General features: G+C 68.5%; 13 protein-coding genes and 1 other RNA gene. 8 read left to right on the top strand and 6 right to left on the bottom strand.

Annotated features, from left to right (window positions below):
• Positions 1-184: 184 nt before the first annotated feature.
• From ABB55_RS03550 to ABB55_RS30800, 6 genes are all read right to left on the bottom strand, one after another.
• Positions 185-472 carry a ribbon-helix-helix domain-containing protein gene (locus ABB55_RS03550; protein ID WP_054357579.1) on the bottom strand — a complete coding sequence of 96 codons (288 nt, stop codon included), beginning with the start codon at positions 470-472 and terminating at the stop codon, positions 185-187.
• On the bottom strand, positions 472-657 hold the full coding sequence (locus ABB55_RS03545) for a DUF4169 family protein (protein ID WP_054357578.1): 186 nt from the start codon (positions 655-657) through the stop codon (positions 472-474). Before ABB55_RS03545 ends, ABB55_RS03550 begins: the two co-directional genes overlap by 1 nt.
• Before the next feature lie 313 nt (positions 658-970).
• The gene (locus ABB55_RS03540) at positions 971-1,585 is read right to left on the bottom strand and encodes an SspB family protein (RefSeq protein ID WP_054357577.1); all 615 of its coding nucleotides are present in this window, start codon (positions 1,583-1,585) and stop codon (positions 971-973) included.
• Positions 1,586-1,632: 47 nt separating this feature from the next.
• Positions 1,633-1,995: a transfer-messenger RNA gene (ssrA, locus tag ABB55_RS28675) on the bottom strand.
• Positions 1,996-2,155: 160 nt separating this feature from the next.
• Positions 2,156-3,871 (bottom strand): alkaline phosphatase D family protein, encoded by a 1,716-nt coding sequence (locus ABB55_RS03535; protein ID WP_083463318.1) that lies wholly within the window; start codon positions 3,869-3,871, stop codon positions 2,156-2,158.
• 184 nt (positions 3,872-4,055) lie between these two features.
• Entirely contained in the window at positions 4,056-4,313 is a 258-nt protein-coding gene (locus tag ABB55_RS30800; protein WP_054357575.1) for a YjiS-like domain-containing protein, read from the bottom strand.
• A 198-nt stretch (positions 4,314-4,511) separates the two neighbouring features.
• Between ABB55_RS30800 and ABB55_RS03525 the strand changes: the two genes are divergently transcribed.
• From ABB55_RS03525 to hflC, 8 genes are all read left to right on the top strand, one after another.
• Positions 4,512-5,450, top strand: a complete 939-nt coding sequence (locus tag ABB55_RS03525) for a LysR substrate-binding domain-containing protein (protein ID WP_244471959.1) — start codon at positions 4,512-4,514, stop codon at positions 5,448-5,450.
• Positions 5,451-5,633: 183 nt separating this feature from the next.
• Positions 5,634-6,485 carry an outer membrane protein gene (locus ABB55_RS03520; RefSeq protein ID WP_054357574.1) on the top strand — a complete coding sequence of 284 codons (852 nt, stop codon included), beginning with the start codon at positions 5,634-5,636 and terminating at the stop codon, positions 6,483-6,485.
• A 149-nt stretch (positions 6,486-6,634) separates the two neighbouring features.
• On the top strand, positions 6,635-7,429 hold the full coding sequence (locus ABB55_RS03515; RefSeq protein WP_054357573.1) for a thymidylate synthase: 795 nt from the start codon (positions 6,635-6,637) through the stop codon (positions 7,427-7,429).
• A gap of 173 nt (positions 7,430-7,602) precedes the next feature.
• Positions 7,603-8,595, top strand: coding sequence for a class A beta-lactamase (bla, locus tag ABB55_RS03510; RefSeq protein WP_054357572.1), 993 nt, complete (start codon positions 7,603-7,605; stop codon positions 8,593-8,595).
• Between the two features lie 36 nt (positions 8,596-8,631).
• Positions 8,632-9,117 (top strand): GNAT family N-acetyltransferase, encoded by a 486-nt coding sequence (locus ABB55_RS03505; protein ID WP_054357571.1) that lies wholly within the window; start codon positions 8,632-8,634, stop codon positions 9,115-9,117.
• Complete coding sequence (locus ABB55_RS03500) at positions 9,114-9,683, top strand: dihydrofolate reductase (RefSeq protein ID WP_083463317.1); 570 nt, start codon at positions 9,114-9,116, stop codon at positions 9,681-9,683. The genes ABB55_RS03505 and ABB55_RS03500 overlap by 4 nt, the downstream gene beginning before the upstream one ends.
• A 340-nt stretch (positions 9,684-10,023) precedes the next feature.
• Positions 10,024-11,178, top strand: coding sequence for an FtsH protease activity modulator HflK (hflK, locus tag ABB55_RS03495; RefSeq protein ID WP_054357570.1), 1,155 nt, complete (start codon positions 10,024-10,026; stop codon positions 11,176-11,178).
• On the top strand, positions 11,175-12,092 hold the full coding sequence (gene hflC, locus ABB55_RS03490; RefSeq protein ID WP_054357569.1) for a protease modulator HflC: 918 nt from the start codon (positions 11,175-11,177) through the stop codon (positions 12,090-12,092). Before hflK ends, hflC begins: the two co-directional genes overlap by 4 nt.
• Positions 12,093-12,193 lie beyond the last annotated feature (101 nt).

Here is a 12,193-nt window from a genome sequence, read left to right as displayed (position 1 = left end):
ACCTGCCGACAGGAGTGGGGCGCCGGCCCGCGACGGGCGGCGGTCCGGCGGGTCCGCTTATGGGCGGACCGCGGCTTCGGCCCGTTCGGCCCGCCCGCAGGCCAGGGACCACGCCGTCGACACGACCCGGAGGCCGAGGCGCGACGCTCCGGACGATCGGTCGGCCGGGGCGGGCGATGCGAACTCAGGCGACCAGGTCGGTGCGGCCGGCGCGGGTGCGGTAGTGGTCGAGGACGGCGAGCCGCACGGCGGAGGCGAGATTGGTGGCCGTGCGAGTGCGGTCGATCTCGGCGATCAGGCGCGGCAAGGTCAGGCTGCGTTGCGCGGCGATCTCTTCGAGCCCGTCCCAGAATTCCGCCTCCAGGGCGAGGCTGGTCCGGTGGCCGGCAATGGTCAGCGAACGCTTGTCCATGCCCGGGGCGGGCGAGGCCTCAGGCGGCAGGACCCGGGTCTTCAACGCACGCTGCTCCATCACGATTCGTCTCCCTCCCGCCGATGGCCTTCGAGCCGGCGCTCGGTCCGGTCCGTCTCGGCCGACTGGGCGGTCCGTTCCGCCTTGGTGCGGCCGAAGCGAACCCGGTTTTCCGCCGCGGTTTCGCGCCGTTCGGCCAGGGCTTTCGCCTTGCGCGCCTTGCCGAGGCTGACGATTTCGCCCATTGCCCGGATCTCCGTCCCTTGAACCTGACAATAACCTTTCTGACACGGACCTCGGCAAACGGCAACCCGTTCCGTCCCCGTTCCGGGTATGACGGTACTCCGTTAACGCATGGATGATGAGGAGTCGCGCCGGCTTCGGGCGATGCGATCGGCGACGTCGGCGCATGCGACGAGCGGCGGGGGCTGGCGGGGCCGCACGAGCGGGGCCCCGATCGGCGCGCCGGGGGAGGGCGATCGGGCCGGACCGGACCTCCGGACAGGGAACCCGCAGGCGCAACGGGTCCGCGGGACCGGCCGGGTGCCCGCGCCGCGCTCAGGTCTTCTTGCGGAAGCTGTCCATCGAGATGACCGTCGCCGACGGCGGCGGCTCCTCGGTCTTGCGGTCCGACGGCGGCGATTCGGGTGCCGCGGCGGCCGCAGGCTTCGGCTCGGGCTTGATCTCCGGAATGCGGGACGGCTCGGTCGGCACGATGCGCGGGCCGGCCGGCTTGGCCGCCGCGTCCGGAGCGGTCTCGACATCCTCGGCGACGACCTCGTCGTCGTCGTCTTCCGCCTCGGATTCGTCGCGCACCTCGAACTGCAGACCGAACTGCACGGACGGATCGAAGAAACCCTTCACGGCCGTGAACGGCACCAGCAGCCGTTCGGGAATGCCGCCGAAGGACAGGCCGACCTCGACCGCATGGTCGGTGACGACCAGATCCCAGAACTGATGCTGCAGGACGATGGTCATCTCCTCGGGATAGCGCTGGCGCATGCGCGTCGACAGGCGCACGCCGGGATGGCGCGTATCGAAGGAGATATAGAAATGATGCTGGCCGGGCAGGCCGGTCTTGACGACTTCCTGCAGTACCTTCCGGACCACGCCGCGCAGGGCCTCCTGCACCAGGACGTCGTAGCGGATCAAATCCTGGGTCGGCTCGGTCATTCTGGTCCGCGGTCGGTACGGCCCGCCGTCGGCGGACTGGAAAGGGAAGTGGAGGTTTCTGTTGCCAGGTACCTCCGAACCCCGCCTGACGGTGCTACCCGCCAGGACTTGGTACCGGATTAGTTACCGCTCACGCGGCAACCGCAACCGGAGCATAGTTGTCGTTGGCAACTATAAATTTGACCCGATAACGGCGGTATCATGCCGGGCGAAAGAACGCTCTTTAGGCCCTCGTCGATCCTAGTTCGCCCCCGCCGGAACCCGCCCCGGCATCGTGCCGGACGGGTTCGGGTGGAGGCGCCGGGTACCGCCCCCGGGTCCGAAAGGCTTATTACAACGGCCGTTTATCGCCATAGTCGCCTTGCGACGACGTCGTGAATATAGGGGTCCGGGCGCGCGAGGGGAAGAGGGCCGGCCAAACTTGCCCCGGACCGGCCGCCCGACGCCGCCGACCGGAACGACGTCTCCCGATCGGACGGGATCGTCCGATCGGGAAGGATGTCCTGAAACGTCAAGGGTTTGACCGGCGTCGGATCGGTTTTCGGCGATCCGTCGCCGGTCGAACCGGCGTCAGTTGGCGCCGCGGCAGTTCCCGGCCGGCACCGCCGCCGCATTGACCTCGAACTGGCTGACGATGGCCGGCTTGCGGGCGAGAATCTGGTTGCGGGCGTTCGACTGAAGATCGTCGTAGCCATAGGGGGCGATGCCCCAGGTGGTGACGGTCAGCTTGCCGGACTTGGCGTTGATCGCAAACTCGGTCCAGCCGTAGCTGTGCATCGCCTCGTAGCCGCCCTTGGTCAGCTTCGCCGGCACGTTGGAGCCGGCGAGCCCGAGCGGATCGTAGGAAAGCCCGGACATGGAGGAATTGATCACCGAGGCGACGAAGTCGTCCTTGTCGTTGACGGTCGCATCCGCGTCCGGCGCCGTCGGCAGGGACAGGTAATAGGTGTACTGACTGTTGTCGATCAGGCCGACCTGCTTGGCGAGGTCGACGATGGTCGGGCCGAACGGATCCTCGAAGGCGACCGCGCCGGTGACGATTTCCCAGGCCTTGGAGGCGAGGCGGGTATTGCCGACGTCGTAGGTCAGATTGTTGACCATGGTGCCGTGCAGGTCGGCGGTGACGAAGACCACGTTGTCGATCGCGTTGTCGGCGATGAACTTGAGCAGGTCGTTGCGCTCCCGGGCATAGCCCTCGTAGCGGTCGGAGGCGGCGAGCACGCCGAGATTCTGGACCGGTTCGGGCAGCATCACGAACTTCCACTGGATGCCGCGCGCCTTGGCGTCGAGCAGGTCGGCCTTCAGCTGGGCCAACTGGTCGCCGCCGAGCAGGGTGCGCGCCTGCGTGGCGCTTGCGACCAGGAAGTTGGTGATCTCGGTCGTGTTGGTCAGGTCGGTCACGCCCGGCAATTCGGTGTCGCGGAACGAGCGGGCATCGACCATGGCGAACATCGCGGTCTTGCCGAGAATGCGCGACCGGTAGAGCTTCGGCTTGCCGTTGAAGCGCGGATCCGCCGAGGACCAGGTCTGGTCGACGATCGGCATGAAGTCCGAGAAGGCCCGCATGCCCGCCTTGTAGCGGTTGGTTTCGTTGATGAAATTGCCGGTCTGATCGAACCGGGTCGGATCCGTGCCCGGGGCCGCGCCGCCGGCGAAATCGTTGACCACCTCGTGATCGTCGATCATGGCGAAGACCGGCGTCGTGGCGCGCAGATCCTTCCAGGTGTTCATCCCGTAGCGGGCGGTCAGCACCTCGGTGTGGCGGGCGCGATAGTCGGCGAGCGTCGACGCCACGATGCCGGTTTCGGGGCCGGAATAGCGTTCGGCATAGATGGTATCGCCGAGTTCGACGAAGAACTGCAGGCCGCGATCCGGCACGTTGCGGATCGACGGATAGGGGGCGATCTCGCCGCGCCAGTCGCCGCTGACGCCGAAGCGCACGTCGGACGTGGCGCAGGTCTGCGGCAGGGTGCGGAAGCGGCCGGCGCTGCGGTTGCCGGCGGCGTCGGTGGCCCGATACTCGTAGATGCGGTCCGGGAGGAGGCCGGTGGCGTGGAACTTGTGCGGCACGGCCGTGTCGGACACGTTGATGGCGGTCCCGATATAGGACTTGAAGTTCTTGCCGGTGGCGATTTCGAATTTCATCCGCCCGGAGACGGCCGCGCGCGCCCAAATGACCGCGCTGTTGGCGGTCACGTCGCCGGAGGCAACCCCGTTCGGAAGTTCGCCGGCCGCGGCCGGAGCCGTGATCGACAATGCAATGGCTGCTGCAAGAAAATGCCGCATCGGATGCCCCCACTCTGCGCTTTCAACGCGATGGGAACCGGCTAAACCTGGGCTGTAACGTGAGAATGACGTTTCGGCAATTTTGCCGTTCGGTCCGGCGAGGCCGGGCCATTCCGGATCGTCGGCGTCGCGGGCGGCGCATGGGGCGGCGCCACCCGCGGCGCGAGGGAGTGTGGCGACCCGCTCAATGCCAGCGCTCCTCCCGGCGGCGGGCCACCGGCCAGGACCGGTTGCGGATCGCCTCGTCGAGATCGTCGCGATGCAGGCCGATATCGGACAGCAGGTAGTCGTCGAGCTGCTCGATCTCGGCCAGCGCCCTGCGGCGGCGGCGATAGGTCATCGCCCGTGCGGCCAGGGCCGCGAGGCCGGACAGGAGCCGGCCGATCAGGGAGGGGGCGAACCCGTCCCGCTGGGAAGCGATCATGTAGGCGGCGTCACGCATGACAAAGTCCTCCTTGACGCGAAACGGCTGTTTCGGCCGTCTCGCGGTTTCAAACGATGGTTCGGCAGGGGCGGCCGGAGCACCCTCGAACAGGTTGCGTCGGCCGATGGGGAGACCATGCAGCACCCTGATTGATCAATCAAACGAAAAGGAGTAATGGATTGCTTCAGTGAAATTGATCGACGCGAGGAGGCGGACATGGCCCTGGTGGACGATATGGCAATCGCTGAGCGGCTCGGCGGCGAGCGGGATTTCGCCCCCGGCCCGGTGCTCGAAATCGACCTTCTGCGCACGCTGCTGGCGATCGTGTCGACGGGCAGCTTCAACCGCGCGGCGCGCGCCGTGTTCCGCACGCCCTCGGCCGTCTCCATGCAGATGAAGAAGCTGGAGGACATCGTCGGCAAGCCGATCTTCGCCAAGGACGGACGCGGCGTCGCGCTGACCGGCGACGGCGAGGAACTGCTCGGCTTCGCGCGGCGCATGCTGCAGCTGAACGACGAGGCGCTGGCGCGCTTCCGCTGCCAGTCGACCGAGGGGGTGGTCCGCCTCGGCACGCCGGACGACTATGCGACCGGCTTCCTGCCGCGCATCCTGGCGCGTTTCGCCGCGACCCACCCCCTGGTCCAGGTCGACGTGACCTGCAAGCCGTCGTCCGAGCTGGTCGACCTCGTCGACGAGGGCGAGATCGATGTCGGCCTGATGAGCGTCGGGGCGACCTGCGGCGTGCCGAATACCGGCGACATCATCCACCGCGAACGGCTGGTCTGGGCCGGGCTGCGTCATGGCCAGGTCCACACCCGCCGACCGCTGCCGATCGCCGCCTCGGGACGCACCTGCTGCTGGCGCGCCATGGCGACCGAAAAGCTCGACCGCGCCGGCATCCCGTATCGGATCGCCTATTCGAGCGCCCACTATGTCGGCCAGGTCGCCGCCGTGCTCGCCGATCTGGCCGTGGCGCCGCTGCCCAAGAGCGTGCTCGACGGCGATCTGGTCGCGATCGACGACCGTCTTCTGCCGGCGCCCGGCTATTACGAGATCCAGATCCGCACCTCGCCGCTGGCCTCCGGCGCGGCCGTGGAAGCGCTGGCCAATCACATCCGCCAGAGCTTCGAGACCGAGGCGCTGGCGGCAGCCTGACGATCGCCCGTCCGGCGGCCGACCGGATCCGGCCGTTGGCGAAATGTCATGTTGTGGCAATTAGATGCCGTCTTGCAACAGGCCGGCGGGATCGACGGCCGCGGTCGCCGGGGCTCTTGCGATCGTTGCATACAAGCTGCACGGTGACCTCGCCGCCTTGAGAGCGGCGGGGGAGACTCGGACGTGAAATCGACCATCGCAATCCTGCTGCTCGGCACCGTTCTGGCTCCCGCGGCGGTCTCCGCCGCCGATCTGTCCGTGCCGCTGCCGGCGCCGGCGCCGATCCCCGCTCCGACCCCGATGGCGCGCTGGACCGGACTGCATCTCGGTGCGGGTGCCGGCATCGCCAGCACGAAGCTGTCGATGTCCAATCGCTCCGTGCTCGATTTCTATTGGGATTGTGCGGGTCCCGGCCCGTGCCAGACCAACCGCTACGGGTCGTCCGGGTCGACCGACGGACGCTCGGTCTTCGCGACGCTCGACATCGGTTACGATGTCCAGATCGACCGCTTCGTGCTCGGTCTCGGCGCCAATGTCGATCTTTCGAACGGTGCCGGCGGCAAGGTCTCGGTCGACAAGTCGGTGCCGGGGATTCCCTTCCCCAACGGCTCCGCCTTCCAGGGATCGGGCCATGTCGGCAACGGGATGACCGCCTATGTCCGCGGCGGCGTGCTGGTGACGGATACCAGCCTGCTCTATGCGCTCGGCGGCTACTCCGTGGCCACTGCGAAGCTCGACGGCCGGTTCGGGGCCGGCGACACCAGCCTGTTCTATCTTTGGAGCGGCGGCGTGCGCGGCCGGGCTTCGGCGACCCTGTCGGGACCGACCGTGGGCGTCGGCTTCGAGCAGATGCTGACCGACCGCGTCTCGCTCAAGCTCGAATATCGCTACACCGACCTCGGCGGGCTGACGGCCACCGGCAAGACCAGCAGCGGCAATTGCAATTGCTACGTCTTCACGGCCAGAAGCCGGACCCAGATGGACGTGACGACGCAGTCGGTCCGGGCGGTGCTGTCCTATCGCTTCGACCTGTGACCCGATCGACGACGATATGGGATCCGGTGCGGCGCCTCGATAAGTGATCCGGCGCCGCGCAAATCTGGGGATATCCTGCCTTGAAGAATCGGGCCTGGCCCGATGACGCGCTCCGGCCTGCTATCCGGAGCGGCGAGGCGGGACCGACCATGCAGCAATACCACGACCTGATGCGGCGCATCCTGGAGACCGGCGCGACCAAGCACGACCGGACCGGGACCGGGACCCTGTCGGTCTTCGGCCATCAGATGCGCTTCGATCTGGCCGCGGGCTTTCCGCTGCTGACGACCAAGAAGCTGCATCTGAAGTCGATCCTCTACGAACTGATCTGGTTCCTGCGCGGCGACACCAATATCGGCTGGCTGAACCGGCACGGGGTGACCATCTGGGACGAATGGGCCGACGCCGACGGCAATCTCGGCCCGGTCTACGGCCACCAGTGGCGGTCCTGGCCGACCGCGGACGGCGGCACGATCGACCAGATCGCCTGGGTCGAGGCGGAAATCCGGCGCAACCCCGATTCGCGCCGGCTGATCGTGACCGCCTGGAACCCGGCAGACCTGCCGCGCATGAAGCTGCCGCCCTGCCACCTGATGTTCCAGTTCTACGTCGCCGACGGCCGGCTCTCCTGCCAGATGATGCAGCGCTCGGCCGATGTCTTCCTCGGCGTGCCGTTCAACATCGCCAGCTATGCGCTCCTGACCCTGATGATGGCGCAGGTGACCGGCCTCAAGCCCGGCGAATTCGTCCATACCCTCGGCGACGCCCATCTCTACCTGAACCATCTCGACCAGGCGCGCCTGCAATTGACCCGGGATGTCCGGCCGCTGCCGGTCATGCACATCAACCCGGACGTCCGGTCGATGAGCGATTTCCGCTTCGAGGATTTCCGGCTCGAGGGCTACGATCCGCACCCGCATATCGCCGCCGCCGTCGCGGTGTGACCGGGCGCCCGCAGTCCCAGGTCTGGCTGGGCCAGGTGGCCGGGCGCCCACGGTCGCACGGCCGGGGCGGGCCGGGTGGCGGAGCGGACCGGGTGACCGGGGTGGGGGGCGTCACATTTCCGCCCGCCCTGACGGGATAGCGTGACGGCCGCTCCACAGATTTGAGGCCGTCCATGCGATTTCTCGCCGCCGCCATCCTGTTCCTGATCGCCGTTCCGGCGCGCGCCGAGTTCGACGCGAGCCTGGTCGAGCGCAAGGTCGGCGAGGTCGCGGCCGATGTCGGCGGCGGCCGGCTCGGCGTCGGCATCCTCGATCTGAAGAGCGGGCAGGACTGGTATCTCGCCGGCGACGAGCGCTTCCCGATGCAGAGCGTGTTCAAGGCCCCGCTCGGGGTTGCGGTGCTGCGCCAGGTCGACCGCAAGAAGCTCGGCCTCGACCAGACCGTCACCATCACCAGGCGCGACGTCGCCATGGGCTGGAGCCCGATCGCCAAGGACATGGCCGGCGACCGCAAGAGCGTCGCGGTGCGCGAGCTGGTGCGCGGCGCCGTCTCGCTCAGCGACAACACCGCCGCCGACGTGCTGATGCGCCTGATCGGCGGGCCGGCCGCGGTCACCGCCGCGCTGATGGAAAGCGACATCGCCGGCCTGCGCGTCGACCGCTACGAGCGCGAGCTGCAGCCCGAACTGGCCGGCCTGCCGCCCTATGCCCCCGGGGTGACGATCGACCCGGCGGAGTGGAAGAACGCCGTGGCGGCCGTGCCGGAGGAGCGCAAGGCGGCGGCGCTGCAGACCTATCTGTCGACCGACGAGCGCGACACCGCGACCCCGAAGGCGGCTGTCGCCTTCCTGGCCAAGCTGGACCGCGGCGCCATGCTGTCGGCGGACATGACCGCGGTCATGATCCGCGCCATGGCCGAAAGCCCGACCGGCGCACAGCGCCTGAAGGCGGGCCTGCCGGCCGGCGCCCGGCTGGCGCACAAGACCGGCACCGGTCCGGACGTGCTCGGCCTCAACGCGGCGACCAACGATATCGGCATCGTCACGCTGCCCGGCGGCGCGAAGTTCGCCATCGCGGTGTTCCTGGCCGGCTCCGCCCTGCCGGAAGCCCAGCGCGAGGCGGTCCATGCCCGCGTCATGGCGATCCTTGCGGAGGCCGCGCGTTAGGCCTATCCGGAGGACCCGTTCCGGAGAGACTGCCCGATGCCGACCCTGATCCGCCCCGCGACACCCGACGATGCCGGCCTTGTCTTCGACTTCGTCATGAAGCTCGCCGAATATGAGAACCTGACGCACGAGGTCGACGCCACGGCGGAGGGCATCGCCGACGCCCTGTTCCGGCCCGATCCGAAGGCTTTCTGCGATCTGGCCTTCCGGGACGGCGAGCCGGCCGGCTTCGCGCTGTGGTTCTACAATTTCTCCACCTTCCGCGGCCGGCACGGCATCTATCTGGAGGATCTGTTCGTCGAGCCGAAATTCCGCGGCCTCGGCATCGGGCGGACGCTGCTCGAACGGCTCGCGGCGCGCTGCGTCGCGGAGGGGCTGGCCCGGTTCGAATGGTCGGTGCTCGACTGGAACGCGCCGTCGATCGCCTTCTATCGCTCGCTCGGCGCGGAGCCGAAGGACGAGTGGACTATGTATCAGGTCAGCGGCGCGGCGCTGGCGCGGCTCGGGGGAGGGGCGCGGTGAGCGCGACGGACGGCCGTGACCCGGAGCCGGGCGCGCCGGAGATCGCCCTTGTCGCGGCGGTCGCCCGCAATGGCGTGATCGGGCGCGACAACGATCTGCCCTGGCGGCTCTCGTCCGACCTCCGGCATTTCCGTCGCCTGACCATGGGGCGGCCGATCCTGATGGGGCGGCGCACCTTCCAATCCATCGGCAAGCCGCTCGACGGCCGGACCAATATCGTCATCACCCGCGACCCGGCCTTCGCGGTCGCGGGTGTCGAGGTCGCGGCCTCGCTCGCGGCGGCGCTGAAGCTCGGACGCGCCATCGCGATCCGCGACGGCGTCGATGCCGTCATGGTAACCGGCGGCGGGCAGATCTATGCCGAGGCCATGCCGTGCGCCGATGTGCTGCACCTGACCGAGGTCGACCTTGCGCCCGAGGGGGCGGTGCATTTTCCGGCGATCGATCCGTCCGTCTGGCAGGAGACGGACCGGGTGCCGGGCGAGCCTGGGCCGCGCGACGATGCCGGCTTCGCCTTCGTCACCTACCGGCGCCGCGATCGGCCCGCGCGCGCCGAACCGGCGTGAATTCAAACCGATATTCCGAACATGACAAGGTTGACAGGTTGGGTGCGGCACCCCACCTGTCGTGCCGTCAGGGCATCGCGGCGTGCGGCGGGTCCCTCTGAACGCGGCGCCTTTGCCCTGGTATCAGGGGGCCGGAGCGCCATCTAAAGGGGGGTCCGACGCGTGGCGTTCCCGGCGGCGCAAGCCGGACGTTAGGGATGAAGCGCGGTTTCGTTGAAAGAGCGGGCTCGCACCCCTATAACCCGCATGCCGGTCGCGAACCGGCGGCTTCGCCGACTGAACAGCCCGCGCCGCGACGGATGATCCGTCGGGGCGGGCGATCGAAGAGACAGGACGACACATGCCTTGGAGTAACCAGAGCGGTGGTGGCGGTTGGCGAGGCGGCGGTGGCGGCGGGGGCGGCGGTCCCTGGGGCTCGCCGCCGCGCGGCCCCTCGGGCGGCGGCGGACAGCCGCCGGACCTCGAGGATCTGCTGCGCAAGAGCCAGGACCGGCTGAAGAGCATTCTCCCGGGCGGCGGTGGCGGCGGCGGGTTCGGCGGCAAGGGCATCGCCCTGGTGGCGGCCGGCGCGCTCGTCCTCTGGCTGGTGACCGGCTTCTATCGCGTGGAACCGGACGAGACCGGCGTCGAGCTGGTGCTCGGCAAGGTCACCTCGCGCACCAGCCCGGGTCTGAACTATAATTTCCCCTATCCGATTGGGTCGGTCTATACGCCCAAGGTGCTGAGCGTCCGCGAAACGACGGTCGGCTTGAGAGAGACCGATACCGGCCGCGGCATCACGGTGCGCGACGTTCCCGAGGAAAGCCTGATGCTGACCGCCGACGAGAATCTCGTCGATGTCGACTTCAAGGTGCAGTGGGCGGTCAAGGATGCGGCCGCCTTCCTGTTCGCGATCCAAAATCCCCAAGACACCGTCAAGGCGGTCGCCGAGAGCGCCATGCGCGAGGTGATCGGCCGCAGCAACATCCAGCCGATCCTGACCGAGGACCGGCGCCGCATCGAAATTTCGGTGCGCGAACTGATGCAGAAGACGCTGGACGACTACAAGTCGGGCGTCGAAATCCGGCTCGTGCAGATGCAGAAGGTCGACCCGCCGGCGGACGTCATCGACGCCTTCCGCGACGTGCAGGCCGCACGCATCGACGCGGAGCGGCTGCAGAACGAAGCCCATTCCTACGCCAACCGGATCGTGCCGGAAGCGCGCGGCGAGGGCGCCAAGATCATCAACGCCGCCCAGGCCTATCTGCGCCAGACCGTCGAGGATGCGCGCGGCCAGGCCGACCGCTTCGTCAAGGTCTATGACGAATACGCCAAGGCGCCGCAGATCACGCGCGAGCGTCTCTATCTCGAAACCATGGAGCGCGTCTTCGGCGGCATGGACAAGGTCATTCTCGACCAGTCCGGCAATGCGCAGGGCGTCGTGCCCTACCTGCCGCTCGACCGCGTCAACCGCGCCGCCCCGGGCGGCACCCCGCGCACGGGAGGCCAGCCGTGAAGAACGGATTGTTCGGTATCGCCATCGCGGTCGCGGTGGGCGCGGCCATCGCCGCCGGCACGTCCGCCTTCGTGGTCGACCCGACGCGGCAGGCGCTCGTGCTCCAGTTCGGCCAGGTCAAGCGCGCGATCACGGAGTCTGGCCTCTACTTCAAGGTGCCCTTCATCCAGAATGTCGAGTATCTCGACCGCCGCATCCTGGATCTCGACATGGAGAGCCAGGAGGTCATCGCCTCCGACCAGAAGCGGCTGATCGTCGACGCCTTCGCGCGCTATCGGATCGCCGATCCGGTGCAGTTCTACCAGACGGTGCGAACGGTGCAGGGCGGCGCGCAGCGCCTGAACACCTTCACCTCCTCGGCGCTGCGCGCGGTGCTCGCCGATGCGACCTTCTCGTCGGTGGTGCGCGACGACCGCGCCCAGCTGATGGACAAGATCAAGGAAGCGGTCGACATCCAGGCGAAGACGATCGGCGTCGACATCATCGACGTGCGCATCCGGCGCGCCGACCTGCCGGCCCAGAACAGCCAGGCGATCTTCCAGCGCATGAAGACCGAGCGCCAGCGCGAAGCCACCGAACTGCGGGCGCGCGGTGCGGAGGAAAGCCAGCGCATCCGGTCCAAGTCCGACGCCGACAAGGAGATCATCCTGGCCGAGGCGCGGCGCGATTCGGAGCGCCTGCGCGGTGAGGGCGACGCCCAGCGCAACCGGGTCTTCGCCGAAGCCTTCGGCCGCGATCCGGAATTCTTCGCCTTCTACCGCTCCATGCAGGCCTACGAGCAGGGCCTGAAGGCGGGCGACACCCGGCTGGTCATCTCGCCCAATTCGGACTTCTTCCGCTACTTCGCGGATCCGAAGGGCCGGCCCGTCGGCACCGCTCCCGCGCCGGCCGCCGCCCCGGCTGCGGCGCAGTGATCGCCGACGGCCGCCGCATCCCACGGCCGGCCTTCGGTCCCGCATGACAGGAGGGCCCGTCTCGGACGGGCCCTCGCCGTTTCGACGGCGTCGGCGCGCTT

The sequence above is a fragment of the Prosthecodimorpha hirschii genome (assembly GCF_001305515.1).
Taxonomy (GTDB): Bacteria; Pseudomonadota; Alphaproteobacteria; order Rhizobiales; family Ancalomicrobiaceae; genus Prosthecodimorpha; species Prosthecodimorpha hirschii.
Note: the sequence above shows the minus strand (reverse complement) of the source record. Positions and strands in the feature narration are given on the sequence as shown.

What these genes read in the sequence shown, in the direction of transcription:
- ABB55_RS03550 (WP_054357579.1), bottom strand. Translation starts at nt 472, where the DNA reads ATGGAGCAGCGTGCGTTGAAGACCCGGGTCCTGCCGCCTGAGGCCTCG.
- ABB55_RS03545 (WP_054357578.1), bottom strand. Translation starts at nt 657, where the DNA reads ATGGGCGAAATCGTCAGCCTCGGCAAGGCGCGCAAGGCGAAAGCCCTG.
- ABB55_RS03540 (WP_054357577.1), bottom strand. Translation starts at nt 1,585, where the DNA reads ATGACCGAGCCGACCCAGGATTTGATCCGCTACGACGTCCTGGTGCAG.
- ABB55_RS03535 (WP_083463318.1), bottom strand. Translation starts at nt 3,871, where the DNA reads ATGCGGCATTTTCTTGCAGCAGCCATTGCATTGTCGATCACGGCTCCG.
- ABB55_RS30800 (WP_054357575.1), bottom strand. Translation starts at nt 4,313, where the DNA reads ATGCGTGACGCCGCCTACATGATCGCTTCCCAGCGGGACGGGTTCGCC.
- ABB55_RS03525 (WP_244471959.1), top strand. Translation starts at nt 4,512, where the DNA reads ATGGCCCTGGTGGACGATATGGCAATCGCTGAGCGGCTCGGCGGCGAG.
- ABB55_RS03515 (WP_054357573.1), top strand. Translation starts at nt 6,635, where the DNA reads ATGCAGCAATACCACGACCTGATGCGGCGCATCCTGGAGACCGGCGCG.
- bla (WP_054357572.1), top strand. Translation starts at nt 7,603, where the DNA reads ATGCGATTTCTCGCCGCCGCCATCCTGTTCCTGATCGCCGTTCCGGCG.
- ABB55_RS03505 (WP_054357571.1), top strand. Translation starts at nt 8,632, where the DNA reads ATGCCGACCCTGATCCGCCCCGCGACACCCGACGATGCCGGCCTTGTC.
- hflK (WP_054357570.1), top strand. Translation starts at nt 10,024, where the DNA reads ATGCCTTGGAGTAACCAGAGCGGTGGTGGCGGTTGGCGAGGCGGCGGT.